Source organism: Pseudomonas sp. B21-010 (assembly GCF_024749325.1).
In the GTDB taxonomy this organism is placed as follows: Bacteria; Pseudomonadota; Gammaproteobacteria; order Pseudomonadales; family Pseudomonadaceae; genus Aquipseudomonas; species Aquipseudomonas kilonensis.
Map to the genome: position 1 here is coordinate 4,873,624 of NZ_CP087198.1, position 21,981 is coordinate 4,895,604.

Annotated in this window: 18 protein-coding genes, 4 tRNA genes and 1 riboswitch; of the genes, 5 read left to right on the forward strand and 17 right to left on the reverse strand. The window is 60.0% G+C overall.

Translation table 11 applies throughout. The annotated features are described in order from the left end of the window. Positions 1 to 135: 135 nt before the first annotated feature. From LOY50_RS21570 to LOY50_RS21580, 3 genes are all read right to left on the reverse strand, one after another. On the reverse strand, positions 136 to 828 hold the full coding sequence (locus tag LOY50_RS21570) for a sensor histidine kinase KdpD (RefSeq protein ID WP_253477319.1): 693 nt from the start codon (positions 826 to 828) through the stop codon (positions 136 to 138). After that, positions 821 to 2,428 (reverse strand): tetratricopeptide repeat-containing response regulator, encoded by a 1,608-nt coding sequence (locus LOY50_RS21575; protein ID WP_253477321.1) that lies wholly within the window; start codon positions 2,426 to 2,428, stop codon positions 821 to 823. Before LOY50_RS21575 ends, LOY50_RS21570 begins: the two co-directional genes overlap by 8 nt. A 350-nt stretch (positions 2,429 to 2,778) precedes the next feature. Continuing rightward, positions 2,779 to 2,855, reverse strand: a tRNA-Arg gene (locus LOY50_RS21580). 525 nt (positions 2,856 to 3,380) lie between these two features. On the opposite strand from LOY50_RS21580, the gene LOY50_RS21585 reads away from it, so the two are divergent. The 3 genes from LOY50_RS21585 to LOY50_RS21595 all read left to right on the forward strand — a co-directional run bounded on the left by LOY50_RS21585 (position 3,381) and on the right by LOY50_RS21595 (position 5,375). Beyond that, positions 3,381 to 3,707, forward strand: coding sequence for an Arc family DNA-binding protein (locus tag LOY50_RS21585; protein ID WP_053124387.1), 327 nt, complete (start codon positions 3,381 to 3,383; stop codon positions 3,705 to 3,707). 167 nt (positions 3,708 to 3,874) lie between these two features. Further along, positions 3,875 to 4,675, forward strand: a complete 801-nt coding sequence (locus LOY50_RS21590) for an AraC family transcriptional regulator (protein ID WP_253477323.1) — start codon at positions 3,875 to 3,877, stop codon at positions 4,673 to 4,675. A gap of 91 nt (positions 4,676 to 4,766) precedes the next feature. Then, entirely contained in the window at positions 4,767 to 5,375 is a 609-nt protein-coding gene (locus LOY50_RS21595; protein ID WP_253477325.1) for a LysE family translocator, read from the forward strand. 624 nt (positions 5,376 to 5,999) lie between these two features. On the opposite strand, the gene mgtE is transcribed toward LOY50_RS21595, so the two are convergent. After that, positions 6,000 to 7,442, reverse strand: coding sequence for a magnesium transporter (mgtE, locus tag LOY50_RS21600; protein ID WP_003204768.1), 1,443 nt, complete (start codon positions 7,440 to 7,442; stop codon positions 6,000 to 6,002). 322 nt (positions 7,443 to 7,764) lie between these two features. Here mgtE and LOY50_RS21605 point away from each other — a divergent pair, with 322 nt between their 5' ends. Beyond that, a complete protein-coding gene (locus LOY50_RS21605) occupies positions 7,765 to 8,280 on the forward strand; it encodes a cell envelope protein SmpA (RefSeq protein ID WP_253478638.1) in 516 nt (171 codons plus the stop codon). A 40-nt stretch (positions 8,281 to 8,320) separates the two neighbouring features. Here the strand turns inward: LOY50_RS21605 and LOY50_RS21610 are convergent. From LOY50_RS21610 to ltaE, 7 genes are all read right to left on the reverse strand, one after another. Continuing rightward, positions 8,321 to 8,397: transfer RNA gene (locus LOY50_RS21610), tRNA-Arg, on the reverse strand. Between the two features lie 72 nt (positions 8,398 to 8,469). Next, positions 8,470 to 8,546: transfer RNA gene (locus LOY50_RS21615), tRNA-Arg, on the reverse strand. 106 nt (positions 8,547 to 8,652) lie between these two features. After that, positions 8,653 to 8,743, reverse strand: a tRNA-Ser gene (locus LOY50_RS21620). Positions 8,744 to 8,805: 62 nt separating this feature from the next. Continuing rightward, positions 8,806 to 8,994, reverse strand: coding sequence for a carbon storage regulator CsrA (gene csrA / locus LOY50_RS21625; protein ID WP_003178872.1), 189 nt, complete (start codon positions 8,992 to 8,994; stop codon positions 8,806 to 8,808). A 184-nt stretch (positions 8,995 to 9,178) separates the two neighbouring features. Beyond that, positions 9,179 to 10,420 carry an aspartate kinase gene (locus LOY50_RS21630; protein ID WP_014339802.1) on the reverse strand — a complete coding sequence of 414 codons (1,242 nt, stop codon included), beginning with the start codon at positions 10,418 to 10,420 and terminating at the stop codon, positions 9,179 to 9,181. 89 nt (positions 10,421 to 10,509) lie between these two features. Continuing rightward, positions 10,510 to 13,131: an alanine--tRNA ligase gene (alaS, locus tag LOY50_RS21635; RefSeq protein WP_214509502.1), complete on the reverse strand. Its 2,622-nt coding sequence runs from the start codon at positions 13,129 to 13,131 to the stop codon at positions 10,510 to 10,512. 146 nt (positions 13,132 to 13,277) lie between these two features. Then, positions 13,278 to 14,282 carry a low-specificity L-threonine aldolase gene (gene ltaE, locus LOY50_RS21640; RefSeq protein ID WP_258689155.1) on the reverse strand — a complete coding sequence of 335 codons (1,005 nt, stop codon included), beginning with the start codon at positions 14,280 to 14,282 and terminating at the stop codon, positions 13,278 to 13,280. Positions 14,283 to 14,535: 253 nt separating this feature from the next. Beyond that, positions 14,536 to 14,704, forward strand: a riboswitch (FMN riboswitch). Between the two features lie 100 nt (positions 14,705 to 14,804). Between ltaE and LOY50_RS21645 the strand changes: the two genes are divergently transcribed. Next, positions 14,805 to 15,314 carry a 6,7-dimethyl-8-ribityllumazine synthase gene (locus LOY50_RS21645; RefSeq protein ID WP_253477329.1) on the forward strand — a complete coding sequence of 170 codons (510 nt, stop codon included), beginning with the start codon at positions 14,805 to 14,807 and terminating at the stop codon, positions 15,312 to 15,314. 123 nt (positions 15,315 to 15,437) lie between these two features. Here LOY50_RS21645 and astE read toward each other — a convergent pair whose 3' ends face one another. The 6 genes from astE to aruF form a co-directional block, all read right to left on the reverse strand. Next, a complete protein-coding gene (gene astE, locus LOY50_RS21650; RefSeq protein WP_258689156.1) occupies positions 15,438 to 16,445 on the reverse strand; it encodes a succinylglutamate desuccinylase in 1,008 nt (335 codons plus the stop codon). A 12-nt stretch (positions 16,446 to 16,457) separates the two neighbouring features. Continuing rightward, complete coding sequence (locus tag LOY50_RS21655) at positions 16,458 to 16,745, reverse strand: hypothetical protein (protein WP_003178862.1); 288 nt, start codon at positions 16,743 to 16,745, stop codon at positions 16,458 to 16,460. Positions 16,746 to 16,814: 69 nt separating this feature from the next. Continuing rightward, complete coding sequence (astB, locus tag LOY50_RS21660; RefSeq protein WP_258689157.1) at positions 16,815 to 18,161, reverse strand: N-succinylarginine dihydrolase; 1,347 nt, start codon at positions 18,159 to 18,161, stop codon at positions 16,815 to 16,817. Between the two features lie 132 nt (positions 18,162 to 18,293). Further along, positions 18,294 to 19,763, reverse strand: coding sequence for a succinylglutamate-semialdehyde dehydrogenase (gene astD, locus LOY50_RS21665; RefSeq protein WP_258689159.1), 1,470 nt, complete (start codon positions 19,761 to 19,763; stop codon positions 18,294 to 18,296). Next, positions 19,760 to 20,785 carry an arginine N-succinyltransferase gene (gene astA, locus LOY50_RS21670; RefSeq protein WP_253477333.1) on the reverse strand — a complete coding sequence of 342 codons (1,026 nt, stop codon included), beginning with the start codon at positions 20,783 to 20,785 and terminating at the stop codon, positions 19,760 to 19,762. The genes astD and astA overlap by 4 nt, the downstream gene beginning before the upstream one ends. Positions 20,786 to 20,839: 54 nt before the next feature. Then, on the reverse strand, positions 20,840 to 21,859 hold the full coding sequence (gene aruF, locus LOY50_RS21675) for an arginine/ornithine succinyltransferase subunit alpha (protein WP_092145236.1): 1,020 nt from the start codon (positions 21,857 to 21,859) through the stop codon (positions 20,840 to 20,842). Positions 21,860 to 21,981 lie beyond the last annotated feature (122 nt).

Sequence of the window (21,981 nt, forward strand, 5' to 3'; positions counted from 1 at the left end):
TTGTGCAATACGAGTGTGGGAGCGAGCTTGCTCGCGATGGCTTCGGCTCAGTCAATATTGAGCTGACTGATACATCGCTATCGCGAGCAAGCTCGCTCCCACAGGGGATTTTGCTGTTTTTTATAAAGCGCACGCTCAGGGCAGGTAAAGCCGGAACACCCCACCGCCCAACACACCGCCATTGGCAATCTCGGTACGCCCGCTCACGCCGCCGCGCTGGTGCAGCCCGGCGATCCGCGCGGCGAAGTACAGGCCCAGCCCGGTGCTGCCGCTGCTGTGGTTGATACCCTGCACGTACTCGGCCTGACGCTCGATCATCTCTGGCGGGTAACCTTCGCCGTCGTCATTGATCGTCAGCACCAGTTGCCCGGCCTCATCGCTGACACTGATCAGCAGCGCCTGGCGCGCATGGCGAATGGCATTGTTGATGCAGTTGTCGAGCACCGAAGCAATCAGTTCACGGTCGAAAAAGCCCAAGGGGCTGAGCGGATCTACGTCATAGGTGACCATGATCCCGCGACTGCGGAACACGTCCTGATGGCCGGCCAGTTGCGCCTCGATGAAGTCATCCAGCTCATGGTAGGCCGGGTGCAGCGGCAACTGGTTGACACCGAGCTTGTACAGCCCCAGCAGTTGCACCAGCAAACCATTGAGATGGGCGAACTCGAACTCGATGACGCCTTGCTCCGAGGTCTGGCGCTCGGCGTCGGGCAGGCGCTCGAGCCATTGCGTATGCGTCTGCATGAGCAAGGTCAGGGAGTTCTTCATGTCGTGCACGGTCGACGCGATCACCGTGGAAAAATCGAGGGCCTGTTCGCTGTCATTCATCGCCAAATGCCTTGCTTCGCAGTTTTTGATAACGCGCAAAACGCGCATCGGTGTCGGGCATCATGCCCACCAGTTTCAGACAGGCGCGGCACTCCAGCAGCAGTTCCGACTCCACGCTGGTGTCGGTGCCATGCAGCAGCGATTGCGCCATGTTCAGGGCAATACTGATGTTCTTCGGTTGCATCTTCAGGGCGCGGCGGAACAGCTCCCGCGCCTCCGGCAACGCGCCGGTCTTGTAGACCCGCACGCCTTCGCGGTTCAACTCGGCGGCGGCATTGCCCTGGTTGAGGATGTTCGGATCGTCGGTCAGCTTGGCGATGCCTTGCATCACCGTCGGGTCATCACCGTAGATTTCCGCGCAGTTCTTGAGCATCGACTCGCCGGCACTGGTCTGGCCAAGCATTTGCAACTGCTTGGCCACCAGCAACGCGGCCTCGGCGCTCATGAATTGCTCCATGCCATCGAGGCGCTGCAAAGCCTGTTCGGTGAGCTTCTCGGCAGTTTCGGCATCGTTGAGCAACAGGCTGGTGGCCTTCATCAGCCGCGCCCGAACCTGCAGCCCCGGGTCGTTGAGGTTCTCCTTCGCCACGGCGCTGAGCGTGGTGTTGATCTCCAGCCGTGTTCGGGTATCGAGGCCTTTTTCGCTGCCCTTGCTGATCAACGCATGGGCCAGGCCGAGGTTGCTTTCCGGGTCCTTGAAGCGCGACTGCGCGCCCTGCCCGACCGCCTGGCGATAGGCCCGGGAAGCCGTGTCGTAGTCTTCGTTGGTCATCGCCAGCTTGCCCAACAACGATTGGCGACGCACCGCCAGCGGCGACAGGCGCACCGCCTCTTCCAGCACGTGCTGCGCCTGTTTGGTGTCACCTTCGGCCACCAGCACGTCGGCCATGCCGTCGTACAACGCCGGCATCATTGGAAAGACTTTCAGGGCCTTTTCATAAACGGCCTTGGCCTGCGCCACCTGGCCACGCTTGAACATCAACTTCCCAAGCCCCACGTAGGCCCACGGCAACGGGCGATCCGCGATGATGGAGTTGTATAGCCGCTCAAGGGCCTCGTTCTGATTCAGGTCGCGCAACGCATCGGCTCGATAACGCAGGCACAACGGTCCGTAGCGCGGATCCTGCTTGCACAGGGCGATACAGGCATTGAGCACTTCCATCGGCTTGCCACGATCGAGGGCTTGCAGGATCGGCTTGAGCAGGGTCTTGCGCTGCTCGAGCCGCTCCAACCGCTGGGCCAGGCCGGAGCGGTTGAACGGTTTGGTCAGGTACGCATCGGGCTCATGCTCCAGGGCACTGAGCACCATCGCCTGGCTGGTCTCGGCGGTCACCATGAGGAAGACACTTTCATGGCTGATCAACTTTTCGACCATCAGGTCTTCAAGCACCTGCTGGCCATTCTTGCGCCCATCGCCCAGGTGATAGTCCTGCAAGATGAAGTCATAGCGTTTCTGCGAACACATGCGCAGCGCCACTTCACCGGTGTCGGCGGTGTCCACGTCCTTGACGCCCAGCTCACGCAGCATGGAGCGGATCGAACTGCGGAAATCCGAGAAATCATCGACGATCAAAAAACTTTTTTGGTGGTACGCCAGCATCGAGGATGTCCAGGCAAGTAAGAAAATAACCCAATGGCATAACAACGAAACGCCGTGTCACAGCCCCGAGGCGCGCAGATGATAGCCACCAACCAGCAACGTTCAAGGGATTTCAGCAACCGCTTGGCCTGGCTGAGTCGTGACGCACATTGCGAGCCGAAACGTTGGAGAGAAACGGGCTCATCGGGTTATCGGCAGGAGATGGCGTTCCGTTAAGGGGAAGGTGTGGGAGAAACCGAGTGCGAAGGATCAGCTAAACACAGAACCCGTGGCGAGGTTGTTGATCGTTCGGGAGATGGGGATGCGAGCAGGAAAAGTCAGCGACAATTTCGCTAACCCATTGTTTATAATGGTGTCCCAGGGCAGGTTCGAACTGCCAACCTTCCCCTTAGGAGGGGGATGCTCTATCCAATTGAGCTACTGAGACACGAGTCGACCACGAGAGACGCGGTGCGCAGGACGGCGTGCATGTTAACGACCTGCCCTGCGTTTGTCATGTCGCCCATGGCTTTTTAAGTGTAGGCAAATAGTAGTCCCTGTAAGGCTGACAGATCCTGGACGTCGAGCTTAGGCCGCCATTCATCTGTCCTGGCTCGCTTATCCTAGTAAATCGGCCATTTGCCACTATCCTGTACAAGACAGGGACGGCACACGTTTTTGTCCATTTCCGTTATCCGCCAGACGGTATGGCACATAGACACAATCCGACGGTCACAGATGCGAACCTGTTGTTTTTTACCAACCAGTCCGCATTTTTTGATGAAGGGTACTGGCAGAACGCCTTTACCCGGATCAGAATTTGTCACAGAATTGGCGCCAATGATCTGGCAATTTTGAGGCATGATGCGGGCCTCTTAACAATTCAGGTTGAACATTTGGCAATGGAGCTTGTCCTATCGACATCCTGCGGCCAATCCCGAGAACCGCTCCCCTGAACTAACCGGTTAAATATATGCGCCCAATGAAACAGGCAATTTATTCCAGCCGTACGGCTGACAAGTTCGTCGTACGTCTGCCAGACGGAATGCGGGAACGCATTGCCGAAGTGGCTCGCAATCATCACCGCAGCATGAACTCTGAAATCATCGCGCGTCTTGAGCAAAGCCTTATTCAGGAAGGCGCGCTGGGTGAAGAGTTGAGCATGCGCCTGGACAGCCCAGAGCTGTCATTGCATGAGCGCGAACTGCTTCAACGCTTCCGACAACTCTCCCATCGCCAGCAGAACGCCCTCGTTTCGCTGATTGCCCATGACGCAGAAATGGCCGCAGACGCGACCTGATAGCCCAAAAATACTCAAGCCAGCCTCGTGCTGGCTTTTTTTTGCCTGGCGTTTGGCCTCAAGCCTGCTTTTCAAGCACTCATCAGAGCCATCGATCCAACACCACTGCTGATCCATGGCAGTGATGCTAAATTGATCCGCTAAAAAGTATGGGCATGGAGGCCTGCATGACAGGTCACGCATTCAAGATTCAAAGAATCCCAGGGCTGGGCGTGGAAATCGTCGAGGCCGATTCAGATCGAACGTTTGTCCGGCATATGCACGAGCATTTCGGCATTGGCTTGCTTGTGCGCGGAGCGCAACGCTCAGCCAGCGGCCGAGGCCAGGTAGAAGCGACGGCTGGCGACCTTATATCGGTCAATCCGGCCGAAGTGCATGACGGCGTCCCCATCGGAAACGGAACGCGTCGTTGGCAGATGCTGTATTTCGACCCGCCGTTGATTGCGCAGGCATTCAAGGATATGGCGCACGATGGGGGCATCTGCGCCCAGGAATTCGCCTATCCGGTACTGCAAAGCCCGCGTGCAGCAGAATTGTTCCGCACTTTGTACCAAGCCGTCGCTCAAGCCGAGGAGTTTGGCGATCACTTGAAGATCGAAGAAACGCTCGTGCTTTTGCTCGAACATCTGCTGGATCGCTCCATGCCGATAGCGTCTTTGCCGGAGGTCGCGGCAAACCGTGCAAAAGCCTTGATCGACGACGATCCGCAGTCGTCCATGTCGCTTGCCCTGCTCGCCAGGGAGGCCGATTTAAGCCGCTTTCAACTGGTACGCGCCTTCACCCGCCTGACCGGTTTGACACCCCACGCCTATCTGCTGCAACGACGCATCCACCGAGTACGACAACTGATCGCTGCTGGCATGCCGCTGGCCGATGCGTCCCTGGCCAGCGGTTTCGCCGATCAGAGCCATATGACTCGATGCTTCGTGCGCAGCTTTGGATTCTCACCGGGCATGTACGTCCGGTAAGGACACCCATAGCGACCTGCAATTTCGTTCAAGACGCCCCTTCTCACTGCAGGCAGGCTGGAGACTTCATAACTGCCAAGGTCGGCGTCGCATGAACCTCGAATTTTTTATCACTTCCCTGATCGTGGCAGCTTCGCCTGGCACTGGCGTGGTCTATACGGTGGCGGCCGGCCTGGCCCGGGGCTGGCGCGCAAGCGTGGTAGCGGCATTGAGTTGTACCCTGGGGATTGTGCCGCACATGCTGGCAGCCATCACGGGCCTCGCTGCACTGCTGCACACCAGCCCATTGGCCTTCGAGATCGTCAAGTACCTGGGCGTCGCTTACCTGTTGTGGATGGCATGGAACACGCTCCAGAGCCATGGGGCATTGCATATTGATCCGCACAAGACTCCGCGATCGAATGGCGCGGTGATTTTGTCGGGCATCTTGATCAATCTGCTGAATCCAAAGCTGTCGATTTTTTTCCTGGCCTTTCTACCGCAATTTCTCGCGCCAGGAGAAACGGATGCCATGTGGCGCATGCTGCAACTGAGCTTCATCTTCATGGCGATCACCTTTGCCGTCTTCGTCATCTATGGCGTGCTCTGCGCATCGATGCGCCGCCATGTTCTGGAGCGCCCATCCGTGTTGCAGTGGATACGCCGGCTATTCTCGGCAGCTTTTTTGTTACTGGCGGCGCGATTGGCGTTGATGCAGTGATGCGTGGGGGGGATTTTGCGGGCGGCAGGGTTGGTGTGTATATCCGTTGCTGCGGTAACGGCGGCTTAGGGTTCCGCTCTTACAGCGGGTCACTTTTGGAAGAGCCGGGAGCCGGACCAGCCAAAAGTAACCAAAAGCGCTCTGCCCCACCACTTGGTGCCTCGCCTAGGCTCGGCATGCCCGAACGAAGGCATTGCTCCGTGGGCCCGCCGCGAAGGGCCATCCATGGCCCAGCGCGGCTATCCCGAGGCGGCCTTATAGCCGACCTGGTTCTTGGTGGGATCGCGTTTCTCCTGTGGGAGCGAGCCTGCTCGCGAAAGCGGAGGGTCAGTTAGTGGTGATGTTGGATGTGCTGATGTCATCGCGAGCAAGCTCGCTCCCACAGGTTTTGCGGTGCACACGGATTTTGTGCCTGCCAACGATCCAATGTGGGAGCGAGCTTGCTCGCGATAGCGGGGGTGCAGTTGCATAGAGGCTGGACCCGCCAGTTGCTCTTGTCTTTAGTCTTGACGCCCCGCAATCCAAAAGAAGCGCAAAAAAACGGCGCTTCCCATTTCTGAAAGAAGCGCCGTTTTTCTATGTGGACAGTATTACGCCAAACAGGCGGGTTCCTCGATGAGCGACTCAGAGCAGGAAAATCGTCGCCAACCCCAGGAAGATGAAGAACCCGCCACTGTCAGTCACGGCCGTGATCATCACACTGGCGCCCATGGCAGGGTCACGGCCCATGCGGGCCAGGGTCATGGGGATCAGGACCCCCATCAATGCCGCCAACAACAGATTGAGCGTCATCGCGGCCGTCATGACCACCCCCAGCGACCAGCTGCCATAGAGCAGATAAGCCACCACGCCAATCACACCACCCCAAATCACGCCGTTGATCAGGGACACAGCCAGTTCCTTGCGCATCAATCGCGAAGTGTTGCCGGTACTGACCTGGTCCAGCGCCATGGCACGGACGATCATGGTGATGGTCTGGTTGCCAGAGTTGCCACCGATACCGGCGACGATGGGCATCAGCGCCGCAAGCGCCACCAGTTTTTCGATGGAGCCTTCGAACAGGCCGATGACCCGGGAGGCAACAAACGCGGTGATCAGATTGATCGCCAACCAGGCCCAGCGGTTACGCAGGGATTTCCAGACCGAGGCGAAGATGTCTTCTTCTTCGCGCAGACCGGCCATGTTGAGGACTTCGCTTTCGCTTTCCTCACGAATCAAGTCGACCATTTCATCGATGGTCAGACGGCCGATCAGCTTGCCGTTCTTGTCGACCACCGGCGCCGAAATCAAGTCATAACGTTCGAACGCCTGGGCCGCATCATAGGCGTCTTCGTCCGGGTGAAAGCTCACCGGATCGCTGGCCATCACCTCGGCCACCTGTTTTTCCGGGTCGTTGACGAGCAAACGCTTGATGGGCAGAACGCCCTTGAGCACGCCGTCGTAGTCGACCACAAACAGCTTGTCAGTATGCCCAGGCAGTTCCTTGAGGCGACGCAGGTAGCGCAATACCACTTCAAGGCTGACGTCCTCTCGGATCGTCACCATCTCGAAGTCCATCAGCGCACCGACCTGCTCCTCGTCGTAGGACAACGCCGAACGCACACGCTCACGCTGCTGGCCGTCGAGGGCTTCCATCAGTTCGTGGACAACGTCCCGCGGCAGTTCGGGCGCAAGGTCGGCGAGTTCGTCGGCGTCCATTTCCTTGGCCGCCGCCAGCAACTCGTGATCATCCATGTCGGCGATCAGGGTTTCCCGAACCGAGTCCGACACTTCGAGCAGGATGTCACCGTCGCGATCAGCCTTGACCAACTGCCAGACCGTCAGACGCTCTTCCAGTGGCAAGGCTTCAAGAATGTAGGCGACGTCGGCGGAGTGCAGATCATCGAGCTTGCGTTGCAGCTCGACGAGATTCTGCCGGTGGACCAGGTTCTCGACCCGGTCATGATGCGGACCTTCCTGGCGATGCGTCAGGTCTTCGACGACACGCTGGCGCTGCAGCAGCTCAACAACTTGAGCGAGGCGATCCTGAAGGCTTTCCTGCGTTTTTTTTACATCTACTTGGGTCATAGGCGAACTCCACTCCCAGCAGTGGAGCACGCCGGAAGGATCAATCAGTCAATTCATGATTGGCAAAACTAAATATTGAGTAACTACTGGGTAAGTCCATGGAGATATTCCAAAGCCCCGGCGGGGCTGACGGGCGCAATCATACACCGCTTGACGCTTTAAAACGCTAAAAAATCATGGCAAGAACAAGCGCTTGCGAGACAAACCTGAACACAGGCTGAACCTGTTCCCTTACGACGACTTATCCAGAAAAGAAAACACACGCCGCGGCAGAAATGCGGCGACTACCCTTCTCTTCTGCACCGTCAAGGAGGACGACCGGATGCACCTCAACCACTGCCTGTTCCTGCTCGCCTGCTTGCCCTGCCTGCCTTTATCGGCTGCCGGGCAGACCGTGCATCGCTGCGAAAACGTCGCAGGACACGTGACATTCACCACCCTGAGCTGCGGCCCGGGAGAAGCCCTGTCGCTACAACAGATCCATCCGTATCGCCCAGGTTCGACCGAACCGACAATCAAACCGACGACCGAGGCGATGCTGCCTGAAGCGGAGCGCGGGCTAACATCCGACAACAAAACCACGCGCAAGGAACCGACCGTGGTTGGCCAGTTCCAGGACCGCTGCGGGAACCTCATCGACGCCAGGCAACGCCGCGACGCCATCCTGGGCCGACGCATCATCGCCGGCATGAGCCAACAGGACGTAGAGAGCGCCCTGGGCAAGCCAGATTCGATCAAAGTTCGGAATTCGAGCACGCGGTATAGCTACAAGGCGAAGAAACGCCGCAGCGCAGAGGTCGTGTTCGATGAGAGGGGATGCGTAAAAGGCAAATCGTAGACAGCAAAAAGCCCGCGTAAAACGCGGGCTTCTTGGTGTTTGGTGCACTCGACAGGATTCGAACCTGTGACCGCTCGGTTCGTAGCCGAGTACTCTATCCAGCTGAGCTACGAGTGCAGGTTGTGGTTTTATACCAGATCACAACTGGTTGAAGCCAAGTTATTTGCATTGCTGCAAACAACTCTTAAATGGTGCACTCGACAGGATTCGAACCTGTGACCGCTCGGTTCGTAGCCGAGTACTCTATCCAGCTGAGCTACGAGTGCATTTGTTGCCGCGCATTATAGGTCGTCAATTCCTTTTGTAAAGCGCTTTTTTCAGTAATTTCAAGCACTTACTGATCAAGCCAGGTTTTGACGCACTAAAAAATAATGGCGGAGAACGGGGGATTCGAACCCCCGACACCCTTTTGAGGTGTACTCCCTTAGCAGGGGAGCGCCTTCGGCCACTCGGCCAGCTCTCCGCAACACGGGGCGTATATTAACCACCTTCATCCCCGTTTGCAAACATAAAAATCGATAAAAATTAATGGCTTGGTTCGTCGTCCTTCTCTTTCTTGATACGCAGGTAAATTTCCTCGCGGTGTACAGCAACCTCTTTCGGGGCATTAACGCCGATACGCACTTGGTTTCCTTTGACGCCGAGCACGGTCACGGTGATTTCGCCATCGCCAATAATCAGGCTTTCTGCACACCGACGGGTCAGAATCAGCATACCTTTCTCCTCACGCAATTCACTTAAGGGACAACAGTCTGAAAAAAAAAGGCATTGGACCTACAACCGAAACGGTCGAAGCCTACAGGCCTAGTATTGACCAGCGCGGGCAAAAGAACAGTTTTGGGACGCGCCATTCAGAAAAACAAAGGGCGCGGTCCAGCCGCGCCCTCCAGACAACGCTTTACTCGCCCGGTTGGGCAGCAGCGTCGAGTTCGAAAGCCGTGTGCAGGGCGCGCACGGCCAGTTCCAGGTACTTCTCTTCGATGACCACGGAAACCTTGATTTCCGAGGTAGAGATCATCTGGATGTTGATGCTTTCCTTGGCCAGGGATTCGAACATGCGGCTGGCCACGCCTGCGTGGGAGCGCATGCCGACACCGACGATCGAGACCTTGGCGATCTTGGTATCGCCCACCACTTCCCGGGCACCGATCTCGCCAGCGGTTTTTTTCAGTATCGCTTCGGCAGACTGGTAGTCGTTGCGGTGCACGGTGAAGGTGAAGTCAGTGGTGTTATCGTGCGAGACGTTCTGCACGATCATGTCGACTTCGATGTTCGCGGCACTGATCGGGCCGAGAATCTTGAACGCCACGCCGGGGGTGTCTGGCACGCCACGGATGGTCAGCTTGGCTTCATCGCGGTTGAAAGCGATGCCGGAAATGATCGGCTGTTCCATGGATTCCTCTTCATCAATAGTAATGAGGGTGCCCGGACCCTCTTTGAAGCTGTGCAGAACGCGCAGCGGAACGTTGTACTTGCCGGCGAATTCGACCGCCCGGATCTGCAACACCTTCGAACCGAGGCTGGCCATTTCCAGCATCTCTTCGAACGTGATCTTGTCCAGGCGCTGGGCCACAGGCACCACGCGTGGGTCGGTGGTGTAGACACCGTCCACATCGGTGTAGATCTGGCATTCGTCAGCCTTGAGGGCCGCTGCCAGCGCTACGCCCGTGGTGTCGGAACCACCACGGCCGAGGGTGGTGATGTTGCCCTGCTCGTCTACACCCTGGAAACCGGCGACGACCACGACACGGCCAGCCTTCAGGTCGCCGCGAATCTTCTGGTCGTCGATCTGCAGAATACGCGCTTTGTTGTGCGCGCTGTCCGTCAGGATACGCACCTGGTTGCCGGTGTAGGACACCGCTGGCACGCCACGCTTGATCAGCGCCATGGCCAGCAAGGCGATGGTCACCTGCTCGCCGGTGGAAACGATCACGTCCAGCTCACGGGGAACCGGTTGCTGGTCGCCGCTGATTTGCTTGGCCAGATCGATCAGACGGTTGGTCTCGCCGCTCATTGCCGACAGCACAACCACCAGGTCATCGCCCGCCTCGCGGAATTTCTTAACCTTGTCGGCGACTTGTTCGATTCTCTCGACAGTGCCGACCGAGGTGCCTCCAAATTTCTGTACGATCAAAGCCATTTCAAAGCCGCCTCTGCCCATGAAGGGCGCCCAATAATCACTCAACAGCAACCGGGCCGGCCACTAGACTGCAAGCCCGGGACGCTGCCTTAAATACCCTGCTCTACAAATGCAACGGTCTGGGCCAGTGCCGCGTCCAGTGCGCCGACGTCGGTACCACCGCCTTGCGCCATGTCCGGACGACCACCGCCCTTGCCGCCCACTGCCGCAGCGGCTTGCTTCATCAAATCACCGGCTTTGAGTTGGCCAGTCAGGTCTTTGGTCACGCCTGCGACGAGAACGACCTTTTCCTCATGGACACTGCCGAGCAGGATCACTGCGCGGCCGAGTTTGTTTTTCAGTTGATCGACCAGCGCCAGCAGCGCCTTGCCATCCTGGCCGTCCAGACGCACGGCCAGCACTTTCACGCCCTTGACGTCCACGGCCTGGGCCGAGAGATCGTCGCCCGCAGCGCTGGCGGCCTTGGCCTGCAACTGCTCGAGTTGCTTTTCCAGCAGGCGATTGCGCTCCAGCACAGCCGATAGCTTGTCGATCAGGTTGTCACGGCTGCCCTTGATCAGGGTTGCCGCTTCCTTGAGTTGTTCTTCGGCCGCGTTGAGGTACGCCAGGGCCGCCGCGCCGGTGACCGCTTCGATCCGGCGCACGCCGGATGCCACGCCACCTTCGCTGATGATTTTCATCAGGCCGATGTCACCGGTGCGGTTGGCGTGGATGCCACCGCACAGTTCAACGGAGAAGTCGCCCATGCTCAGCACGCGCACGTTGTCGCCGTATTTCTCGCCGAACAACGCCATCGCGCCCTTGCGCTTGGCGGTCTCGATGTCGGTTTCTTCGGTTTCCACCGGGGAGTTCTTGCGAATCTCGGCGTTGACGATTTCTTCCAGCGCCTTGAGCTGCTCAGGCTTGATGGCTTCGAAATGGCTGAAGTCGAAGCGCAGGCGCTGACTGTCCACCAACGAACCCTTCTGCTGGACATGCTCGCCCAGCACCTGGCGCAACGCAGCGTGCAGCAAGTGCGTGGCTGAGTGGTTCAGCGACGTGGCATGCCGAACGTCGGCGTCGACATGGGCGGCCACCGGGGCGGCGATCATCAGGCTGCCCGACGCCAGCACGCCGTGGTGCAGGAAGGCGCCGCCGGTCTTGGTGGTGTCACGCACGTCGAAACGCGAACTGCCGGCCTGCAGGTAGCCGCTGTCGCCGATCTGGCCGCCGGATTCGGCGTAGAACGGCGTCTTGTCCAGCACGATCACGCCTTCCTGGCCTTCGCTCAGGATGTCGACCGATTGCCCATCCTTATAGATGGCGACGATCTTGGCCGAGCCGGTGGTGCCCGCATAACCGGTGAACTCGGTGGCCACATCAACCTTGACCAGGCTGTTGTAGTCCATGCCGAAGGAGCTGGCAGAACGCGCACGCACCCGCTGGGCGTCCATCTCACGCTCGAAACCTTCCTCGTCGAGGGTCAGGTTGCGTTCGCGGGCGATGTCGCCGGTCAGGTCCATCGGGAAACCGTAGGTGTCGTACAGCTTGAACACCACATCGCCCGGGACCACGTTGCCCTTGAGCTCGGCCAGGTCCTGCTCGAGGATCTTCAGGCCTTGCTCCAGGGTCTTGGCGAATTGTTCTTCTTCAGCCTTGAGCACACGCTCGATGTGCGCCTGCTGGGATTTGAGTTCCGGGAAGGCTTCGCCCATCTCGGCCGCCAATGCCGCGACGATCTGATAGAAGAAGCTGCCCTTGGCGCCCAGTTTGTTGCCGTGACGGCAGGCGCGACGGATGATCCGGCGCAGCACATAACCGCGGCCTTCGTTGGAAGGCAGCACACCGTCGGCAATCAGGAAACCGCAGGAGCGGATGTGGTCGGCCACCACTTTGAGCGACGCCTGGTTGTCGTTGGTGCAACCGATGGCCTGGGCCGACGCGCTCAGCAGGCTCTGGAACAGGTCGATTTCGTAGTTGGAGTGAACGTGCTGCAGCACCGCACTGATCCGCTCCAGGCCCATGCCGGTGTCGACCGACGGCGCTGGCAGCGGATGCAACACGCCATCGGCGGTGCGGTTGAACTGCATGAATACGTTGTTCCAGATCTCGATGTAGCGGTCACCGTCTTCTTCCGGCGAGCCGGGTGGGCCGCCCCAGATGTCGGCGCCGTGATCGTAGAAAATCTCGGTGCACGGACCGCACGGCCCGGTGTCGCCCATGGTCCAGAAGTTATCGGAGGCGTAAGGCGCGCCTTTGTTGTCGCCAATGCGCACCATGCGCTCAGCCGGGACACCGACCTCTTTGGTCCAGATGTCATAGGCTTCGTCGTCGGTGGCGTAGACCGTTACCCAGAGCTTCTCCTTGGGCAGGTTCAGCCACTTGTCGGAGGTCAGGAAGGTCCAGGCGAAGGTGATGGCGTCGCGCTTGAAATAGTCACCGAAGCTGAAGTTACCCAGCATTTCGAAGAAGGTGTGGTGACGAGCGGTATAACCGACGTTCTCCAGGTCGTTGTGCTTGCCGCCGGCACGCACGCACTTCTGGCTGCTCACCGCACGGGTGTAGGCACGTTTTTCCTGGCCCAGGAAGCAGTCCTTGAACTGGTTCATCCCCGCGTTGGTGAACAGCAGGGTCGGGTCGTTGCCCGGAATCAAAGAGCTGGAGGCTACTCGGGTGTGGCCTTGCTCTTCGAAGAAGCGAAGGAAGGCTTCACGGATTTCTGCGCTTTTCATTAGGTTCTTCCACGGAGGCTGCGGCCAAAGGCCTGTGCAAAACGTCAACAGACGAAGCAACGGCAAAGGGCCGCATTATATCGGCCCTGCGCGTGGGGTACAGCGTGTTTATACGATAGAAACTGTCAATTGCCCCGGTTGACGGGTCATTGGCGGGAAAATTCGACGAAAGTGGCGATCACCTGGTCGATTTGCGCCGCGCTCACGTCCATGTGCGTCACCATTCGCAGGCGTGGCGCAGCGCTGAGCTTGACGCCCCGCTCATCGGCAAATGCCTTGATCGCCTCGGCCCGTTCGCCCATTTGCACGTAGACCATGTTGGTCTGCACCGGCTCGACCTCGTAACCCGCCGCGCGCAAGCCCTCGGCGAGCCGCTGGGCATTGGCGTGGTCATCGGCCAGGCGCTGGACCTGATGTTCCAGGGCGTACAACCCCGCCGCCGCGAGAATCCCGGCCTGACGCATGCCGCCGCCGACCATCTTGCGCAGCCGGCGGGCCTTGCCGATCAGCTCGACGCTGCCGCACAGGACCGACCCCACCGGCGCGCCGAGGCCCTTGGACAAGCACACCGACACCGAATCGAAATGTTGCGTGATCTGCCGGGCGTCGACATTCAGCTTGACCGCAGCGTTGTACAACCGCGCCCCGTCCAAGTGCAGGGCCAGGCCATGTTCCTGGGTAAAACGCCGGGCCCGGGCCAGGTATTCCAGTGGCAGCACCTTGCCCTGCATGGTGTTTTCCAGGGCCAGCAGGCGGGTGCGGGCAAAGTGGAAGTCATCGGGCTTGATCGCCGCAGCGACGTGTGCCAGGTCCAGGGAGCCGTCCGCCTGCACCTCAAGAGGCTGGGGCTGGATCGAACCGAGCACCGCCGCACCACCGCCTTCGTATTTGTAGGTATGGGCCTGCTGGCCGACGATATATTCGTCGCCGCGCTCGCAGTGGGCCATCAAGCCCAACAGGTTGCTCATGGTCCCCGTGGGCACGAACAGCGCTGCGGCAAACCCCAGGCGAGCGGCCAGTTCGGCCTCGAGGCGATTGACGGTCGGGTCTTCGCCATACACATCGTCGCCGGTAGGCGCGCTGGCCATGGCATCGAGCATGCCGGCGGTAGGTTGGGTGACCGTGTCGCTGCGAAGATCGATAACGCTCATGAATCTGGCCTCGGGCTCAAGTGGAGGGAAATCCCTTTCGAAGGGCAATTACTGCGGTCATGGCGAGGAATAATCAAGCCCAGAACGACACGAACCAACAGATTATTCAAATCCCCTGTGGGAGCGAGCTTGCTCGCGATGACGGCGGCACATTCAGCACCGATGCAAGCTGACCCACCGCCATCGCGAGCAAGCTCGCTCCCACAAGGGGTTATGTGTTAAAAATTGTCCGCCGTCACACAGCGTGGCGGCAAAACGTTCTCAGGGCGGGGTGTAATTCCCCACCGGCGGTAATTGCACGCAACGTGCATAGCCCGCGAGCGCTTGGTGGTGCACCGGTTTTTGGGGTGTAGCGGCAAGGTCAGCAGACCCGGTGTGATTCCGGGGCCGACGGTCATAGTCCGGATGAAGAGAGAACGGGATTGGCACCCAAGGGCCGACTGCGACTGTCCGTGCGCGGCGTACCCTCGAATCCCCTTCGATTCATGACGCCCTGTTTTTCACACAAACAGGAACCAGAACATGCAACCCACTGCAATCGACAGCAAAAGCAAAAGTCATCCGGGCGAGCGCGTCGCGTTCATCCAGGCCTGCTGGCACAAGGAAATCGTCGACCAGAGCCGTAAAGGCTTCGTCGCCGAAATGATCATCCAGGGTTACCAGGAAAGTGATATCGACTTCTTCGAAGTCGGTGGCGCCTTCGAGATTCCGCTGCACGCCAAGCTGCTGGCCAAGTCAGGCCGCTACGCCGGCATCGTCGCCGCCGGCCTGGTGGTGGACGGTGGCATCTACCGTCACGAATTCGTCGCCCAATCGGTGATCAGCGGCCTGATGCAGGTCCAGCTGGAAACCGAAGTGCCGGTGTTCTCGGTCGTGCTCACGCCGCATCACTTCCATGCTGGGGAAGAACATCAGAAGTTCTTCTTCGAGCATTTCGCGCACAAGGGTCAGGAAGCGGCGAAGACCTGCGCCGATACGTTGCACAAGACCCGGGCGTTGCGCCGTAGTGAGCAGCGGGCGGTAGCGGTCTAAAAGCCGCTAAAAAACCTGTGGGAGCGAGCTTGCTCGCGATAGCGGAGTGTCAGTCGCCTTCAACATTGACTGGTACACCGCTATCGCGAGCAAGCTCGCTCCCACAATGGTTTTGTGGGGATTTTAGATCAGGTTTTCATCGGTCGCCGGCACGATCAGGATGCCAGCCCGCAAGCCATTCTTGACCTTGGGGTTCGGAAAGATGATCCGGGCGCCCTCTTCTTCGATCACCCAGCGGGTCTGGGCGATGTCTTCGGCCAGCACGTAGCCTTTCCCCAATTCCGAGAAGTTCTCGATGTCCGTCGGCAGATTCAGGCGGAAGCTGTCGCTGTGCTTGATGATTTCCCGGGCGACGCTAAACAGCTGCAGGCCATCGAGCCCTTCATCCAGCTCCGGCTCGTTGCCCTCGATGATCTGTTGCAGGCGGGTTTCCAACAGGCTGACGTTGACCCCGTCGTTCTGTCCGAATGGCCGGGCCTTGCCCAGTTCCAAGGTGAAGGACTCGGCACCGAGCTGGTCGTAGGTGTAGGCGCTGAACACAATGGACGGCTTGTTCTGCAGCAACACCGCCTCCATGCCCGCGGCACGCAAGCGTGCCAGTTCACGGCGTGAATGCTGGCGACCTTCTTTCCACGGGTAGAGGGCGAACTGCTCGATCTTCGAGCCGCGGATGGCAGTGTGCAGGTCGTAATGCAAGCGACTGCGCTCTGGCCGGCTGAAAAAACTGGCGGCCAAGCGCTCCAGCTCGCAGGCCCGTAGCGCCTCAGGACCGCCGCTCAGCTCATGGCGGCCATTGAACAGGCGGTTGACGTCTTGTTCGACGAAACGCTCTCCGCGCCGGATGGCCTCGGGGTTGCCGAACAGGAACAGAACGCGTGCCCGCGGCTTCAAATGGCCACGGGCGATGTCATGCAACAAACGGTCGAGCAACTCGATCGGCGCGGTTTCGTTGCCGTGGATACCGGCCGACAGCAGCAGGTCCAGGCCGTTATCCCGGGCTTCGGGCGGCTTGACCTCCAGCGCGCCCTCGCTCAACCAGCGCATCCGTACGCCTTCGACAGTCAGTTGAGTCTTCTCCGCCGGTTCACGGCCGGCGAGGGTCAGTTCAAGCAGTTTGCCGAGGGCGAGCATAGCGCGGTTTCCTTAATGGTCGTGGCCGCAATCCGGGCCATGGACATGGTCATCGTCGCCGACGTCCGCCGGTTCCATTTCCAGTTGCAGGCTGACCAGGTTGGTCGCCAATGGACGCAACAACAGGTTGGCGTATTCCTCGTCCCCTTCCTCGACATCGACGCCGATCAGCAACTGACCGCGGCCATCCTGCTGGATCCACAACTCCTTGCCTTGCCACATCACCGCGACGCGGGTGCAGGAGGTTTCCAGTTGGGTGCCGTCGGTGTCTTCAAGGATCAGCTGCAAGGTATCGCTCATGTCTTTACATTCTCGTCTGGGGATAAGGCAACGCGCCCTGCTTTGACTGTAGTCAGGTCGCGCGCGCTTTCAATTGATCTGGAAAGGATAAACCGAGCCAAGTTTAAGGATTTGTGTCAGTTCATCCAGTGCCGCACGGCATTCGAGCAGCAACTGCGGGTCTGCCAGATCATTTTCGGTCATGCGGTCGCGGTAGTGCCGCTCGACCCATTGGGTCAGCGAATCGTACAGCGGCGCGGTCATGATAACCCCTGGGTTGACGGCCGCCAGCTCGGTTTCATTGAGCGCCACGCGCAACCTCAGGCAAGCCGGGCCGCCACCGTTCTGCATGCTTTGCTTGAGGTCGAAGACCTTCACTTCGCGAATCACCCCGCCCGTGCCCGTCAGGCCCTGCAGGTATTGCCAGACACGTTCGTTGCTACGGCATTCTTCCGGCACGATCAACAGCATCGAGCCGTCGGGACGCGACAGCAACTGGCTATTGAACAGGTAGGAACGTACCGCATCATCGACGGTGACCGCCGAACGCGGTACGCACACCGATTGAAATTTCCCACCGACCTTGGCGAGTTTGCTGCTCAATTCAGCCAGCATCTTGTCGGTCTCGAGAAACGCGTCCTCGTGATAGAACAGCACTTCGCCATTGCCCACCGCGATCACGTCGTTGTGGAACACACCCTGGTCGATCACCGACGGATTCTGCTGGGCGTACACCACGCCCTCCTCCCTCAGCCCATGCAGGCGGGCAACGGCCTGGGAAGCTTCCAGGGTCTGGCGCGCCGGGTATTTCTGCGGCGCGGGATAGCGGGTGTCAAAAGCGCTGCGGCCGAACACGAAGAACTCGACACCGGCCTCGCCGTAGGCGCGGCAGAAACGGGTGTGGTTGGCCGCGCCTTCGTCGCCGAACTGCGCCACCGCCGGCAAGGCGGCGTGGTGGGCGAAGTGTTGCTGGTTGGCGAACATCGCCCCCAGCACGCGACTGGTGGTCGGATGCTCGATGCTGCGGTGGTATTTGCAGTTCAGGTTGGCGGCGGTGAAATGCACGCGACCATCGGCCGTGTCGGCGCTCGGGCTGACCGTGGCGGCGTTGGCCACCCACATGCTGGAGGCCGAGCAACTGGCAACCAGCAACGGCATCGCTTCTTTCGCAGCCTGCTGGATGACCTGGGCATCGCTGCCGGCAAAACCCAGCCGGCGCAGGGCCGCCACGTCCGGGCGCTCCTGCGGCGCCAGCACACCTTGCTGGAAACCCATGTCCATCAGCGCTTTCATTTTCGCCAGGCCCTGCAACGCCGCTTCCTTGGGGTTGGAGGACTGCTGGCTGTTGCTCTGGGACGCGACGTTGCCGTACGAGAGCCCGCCGTAGTTATGGGTCGGCCCCACTAGACCGTCAAAGTTGACTTCATAGGATTTCATCAGCGAGGCTCCACGAGAATCTGTTTTTTATAGGCATCAAATAACAACCGCGGCGCGGCCTTCGCGAGCAAGCTCGCTCCCACAAGGTTCTGCGCAATCCTTTGTGGGAGCGAGCTTGCTCGCGATCGGGGTTCACACCATTCGCACGCCGGGGGTCAGGGCAGCCGGCATGACGAGGCTCGGGGTTTCCAGGGAAGCCACCGGATACGCGCAATAATCGGCCGCGTAATAAGCGCTGGCGCGATGGTTGCCCGAGGCGCCGACACCGCCGAACGGCGCGCTGCTGGCGGCCCCGGTCAGCTGTTTGTTCCAGTTGACGATACCGGCGCGGCTTTGCAGCCAGAACTGCTGGTAACGCTCCTGGGAATCGGACAGCAACCCGGCAGCCAGGCCATATTGCGTATTGTTGGCCTCGGTGATTGCCGCTGCGAAATCTTTGTAGCGGATCACTTGCAGCAACGGCCCGAACAGCTCTTCATCAGGCCGCTCGGCCACGGCCGTCACGTCCAGGATACCCGGCGTCAGCAATGCGGCCTGGGCCTGCGGTTGGGTCATGCTCAACAGCGGCACGGCGCCTTTGCCCAGCAAATGGTTTTGCGCATCCATCAGCGCCTTCGCCGCGGCCAGGGAAATCACCGAGCCCATGAACGGTGCCGGTTGCTGGTCGAAAGCACCGACTTCAAGGGTCGAGCTGACCGCCACCAGGCGCGCCAGCAGGGCATCGCCCCAAGCGCCTTCCGGCACCAGCAGGCGGCGCGCACAGGTGCAGCGCTGCCCGGCGGAAATGAAAGCGGACTGAATAATGGTGTAGACCGCCGCATCGACGTCGGCCACCTCATCCACCACCAGCGGGTTGTTGCCGCCCATTTCCAGCGCGAGGATCTTGTCCGGACGCCCGGAAAATTGTTGGTGCAACAGATTGCCGGTGCGGCTGGAGCCGGTGAAGAACAGCCCGTCGATGCCTGGGTTCGCCGCCAGGGCGATACCGGTTTCCCGCGCCCCTTGCAGCAGGTTCAGTACGCCCGCCGGCAGACCCGCCTCGACCCAGCACTTGACCGTCAGCTCGGCGACTTTCGGCGTCAGTTCGCTCGGCTTGAACAGCACGCTGTTACCGGCTAGCAGCGCTGGCACGATGTGGCCGTTGGGCAAATGACCAGGGAAGTTGTAGGGGCCGAAAACCGCCACCACACCGTGGGGCTTGTGGCGCAGTACAGCAGTGGCGTCGCCCAGGGGGCCGCTCTTCTCGCCGGTCCGCTCGCGGTAGCTCTGCACCGAAATGGCGACTTTGTTGACCATGCTGGTCACTTCGGTCGCCGCTTCCCACAGCGGCTTGCCGGTTTCTTCACCGATGCACTGGGCCAGTTCGTCGTCGTGGTTTTTCAGGGCAGCGGCAAAGGCCTCCAGTACCTGGATGCGTTCATCCAGCGAGCGCCGAGCCCAATCCGGGAACGCCTGGCGCGCGGCCTGCACCGCCGACTCCACTTGCGCGGCCGTGGCGCCGTTGCCCGACCACAACACCTCTTGGCTCACCGGGTTCAAGGACTCAAAGAGGTCGCCCTGGCCTTCCAGCCAGCTTCCTGCGATGTACAGCGAGTTCATCATTTCGACTCCCGGGCAGCAGACAACGCGACGGCACGTACCTGGTCACCGGCGTTGAGTTGAAGACGTTTGGCGGTCAGCGGATCGACCACCAGTGTGCCGGCGGCAAAGCGCGCCGGTGCAGCGGTGATGCGGCAGTCTTCGCGCTTGCGGTTATGGATGAGGAACGGCGTGGCGTCATCGCCCGGCGTGCCGATGGCCAGCACCAGCGCCTGGCTGTCACGAATCGCGCGGATCTTGCCGGTTTCGCATTCCACCGCCGGGCCGGCGTCGAAGATGTCGACGTAACCCTGGTAGCTGAAACCTTCGCTCTTGAGCATCGACAATGCTGGTTCCGTGTCCGGATGAACCTGGCCGATCACGGTCCGGGCATCTTCGGACAAGAAACAGGTGTACAGCGGGAACTTGGGCATCAGCTCGGCGATGAACGCCTTGTTGCCCACGCCGGTGAGGTAATCAGCCTGGCTGAATTCCATCTTGAAGAAGTGCCGACCCAGGCTTTCCCAGAACGGTGAACGCCCCTTGTCGTCGGACATGCCGCGCATCTCGGCGATGATCTTGTTACCGAACAACTGCGGGAATTCGGCAATGAACAACAGCCGCGCCTTGGCCAGCATGCGGCCATTGAGACCATTGCGGAAATCGGCATGCAGGAACAGCGAGCACAGCTCGGAATTACCGGTCAGGTCGTTGGCCAGGAACAGGGTCGGGATTTCCCGATAGATGTTCAATTCCTGGGAAGCGCTGACCGTCAGGCCGACCCGGAAGTTGTACCAGGGCTCACGCAACCCCACGGCACCGGCGATGGCGGAAATGCCCACCACGCGACCGTCATCGTCTTCGAGCACGAACAGGTAGTCCGCGTCACCGCGCCCGGCTTCGCCGCGAAAGGTCTTCTCGGCCCAGCCGACCCGATGGGCCAGGCGCTCTTCGTTGGCCGGCAAGGTGGTCAGGCCGGTGCCCGTGCTGCGGGCCAGGGCGATCAGAGCGGGTAAATCGCTGCTGCGTACGGGACGAACGATCATGCTATCTCCTCAAACGGGTCGCTCACGCCACCCGCGAAACTCAGCTGTAAAGCGTTAAACCGCCACCAGGCGCACGCTGGCGCCTTCGCCGACGCCCAAGGCTTCGGCCGCTTCCATGTCCAGCGTCACAGGTTTGCCCGGCGCGTAATCGAGCTCGAGCAGCACGGCGCGGTAATCCTGCAATTGGGCATTGGCCACCAAGTACTGGCGACCGGCCCCCTTGACCGGTTCGCCGATCTTGACCGGCACCACGCGGCTCTGGGCGATCGAGCGGATGCCCGAGACACGAGCATGCAGGGTCGGGCCACCGTCGAAGATGTCGATGTAGTGATCGGTCTCGAACCCCTCGCGCATCAGGATGTCGAAGGTGATCTGCGCCCGCGGATGGACCTGGCCCATGGCTTCCTGGGCGGCGTCCGGCAACAGCGGCACGTAGATCGGGTAATGGGGCATCAGCTCGGCGAGGAAAGTACGGCTTTTCAGCCCGCACAAACGCTCGGCGGCGGCGTAGTTGAGGTCGAAGAAGTTGCGACCGATGGCGTCCCAGAACGGCGAGTCGCCATTCTCATCGCTGTAGCCGACGATCTCGGTCACCACCGAATCGGCAAACCGTTCCGGGTGGCTGGCGACGAACAGCAGGCGCCCGCGGGAATTGAGTTCCGACCATGGCGAACCCACCAGTTCCGGCACCACGTAGAAACTGGTCAGCAAGCTGTTGCCAGTCAGGTCGTGGCACTGGGAGAGCACGTGGATCTTGTTGTGGATCTTCAGCTCACGGGAGGCATGAACGAAAGTCTCGTTGCGAAAGCTGTAGAACGGTTCGGAATAACCGGCCGACGCGACGATGGCCGAACAGCCCACCAGCTTGCCGGTGGTAGTGTCTTCAAGGACGAAGAAATAGCTCTCTTCACCGTTGAAGCTGACTTCGGCGGCGAACGAGGCTTCGCTTGCGGCGATCTTGTCGCTCAGGCGTTCCACGTCATCCGGCAAGGAAGTGACACCGATCGGACTGTCCGCAGCCAGACGCTGTACCTCGCCCAGATCAGCCATTTGCGCGGGGCGCATCACCAGCATGGTGTCACTCCTTAACTTGAAATAAAGGGTTCGACCGTGGGGTCGATACACAGAAAAAAACTAAACGAACACCCTGGCCCGCATTGCATCTGCGGCGGTCTTCGATTTTTCAGCCGCTGCAA

Coding starts and splice junctions, on each gene's coding strand:
- LOY50_RS21590 (WP_253477323.1), top strand. CDS start 3,875: ATGACAGGTCACGCATTCAAGATTCAAAGAATCCCAGGGCTGGGCGTG.
- LOY50_RS21585 (WP_053124387.1), top strand. CDS start 3,381: ATGCGCCCAATGAAACAGGCAATTTATTCCAGCCGTACGGCTGACAAG.
- mgtE (WP_003204768.1), bottom strand. CDS start 7,442: ATGACCCAAGTAGATGTAAAAAAAACGCAGGAAAGCCTTCAGGATCGC.
- LOY50_RS21605 (WP_253478638.1), top strand. CDS start 7,765: ATGCACCTCAACCACTGCCTGTTCCTGCTCGCCTGCTTGCCCTGCCTG.
- astA (WP_253477333.1), bottom strand. CDS start 20,785: ATGATCGTTCGTCCCGTACGCAGCAGCGATTTACCCGCTCTGATCGCC.
- astD (WP_258689159.1), bottom strand. CDS start 19,763: ATGATGAACTCGCTGTACATCGCAGGAAGCTGGCTGGAAGGCCAGGGC.
- LOY50_RS21645 (WP_253477329.1), top strand. CDS start 14,805: ATGCAACCCACTGCAATCGACAGCAAAAGCAAAAGTCATCCGGGCGAG.
- astE (WP_258689156.1), bottom strand. CDS start 16,445: ATGCTCGCCCTCGGCAAACTGCTTGAACTGACCCTCGCCGGCCGTGAA.
- ltaE (WP_258689155.1), bottom strand. CDS start 14,282: ATGAGCGTTATCGATCTTCGCAGCGACACGGTCACCCAACCTACCGCC.
- csrA (WP_003178872.1), bottom strand. CDS start 8,994: ATGCTGATTCTGACCCGTCGGTGTGCAGAAAGCCTGATTATTGGCGAT.
- LOY50_RS21575 (WP_253477321.1), bottom strand. CDS start 2,428: ATGCTGGCGTACCACCAAAAAAGTTTTTTGATCGTCGATGATTTCTCG.
- LOY50_RS21630 (WP_014339802.1), bottom strand. CDS start 10,420: ATGGCTTTGATCGTACAGAAATTTGGAGGCACCTCGGTCGGCACTGTC.
- LOY50_RS21570 (WP_253477319.1), bottom strand. CDS start 828: ATGAATGACAGCGAACAGGCCCTCGATTTTTCCACGGTGATCGCGTCG.
- LOY50_RS21595 (WP_253477325.1), top strand. CDS start 4,767: ATGAACCTCGAATTTTTTATCACTTCCCTGATCGTGGCAGCTTCGCCT.
- alaS (WP_214509502.1), bottom strand. CDS start 13,131: ATGAAAAGCGCAGAAATCCGTGAAGCCTTCCTTCGCTTCTTCGAAGAG.
- aruF (WP_092145236.1), bottom strand. CDS start 21,859: ATGCTGGTGATGCGCCCCGCGCAAATGGCTGATCTGGGCGAGGTACAG.
- astB (WP_258689157.1), bottom strand. CDS start 18,161: ATGAAATCCTATGAAGTCAACTTTGACGGTCTAGTGGGGCCGACCCAT.
- LOY50_RS21655 (WP_003178862.1), bottom strand. CDS start 16,745: ATGAGCGATACCTTGCAGCTGATCCTTGAAGACACCGACGGCACCCAA.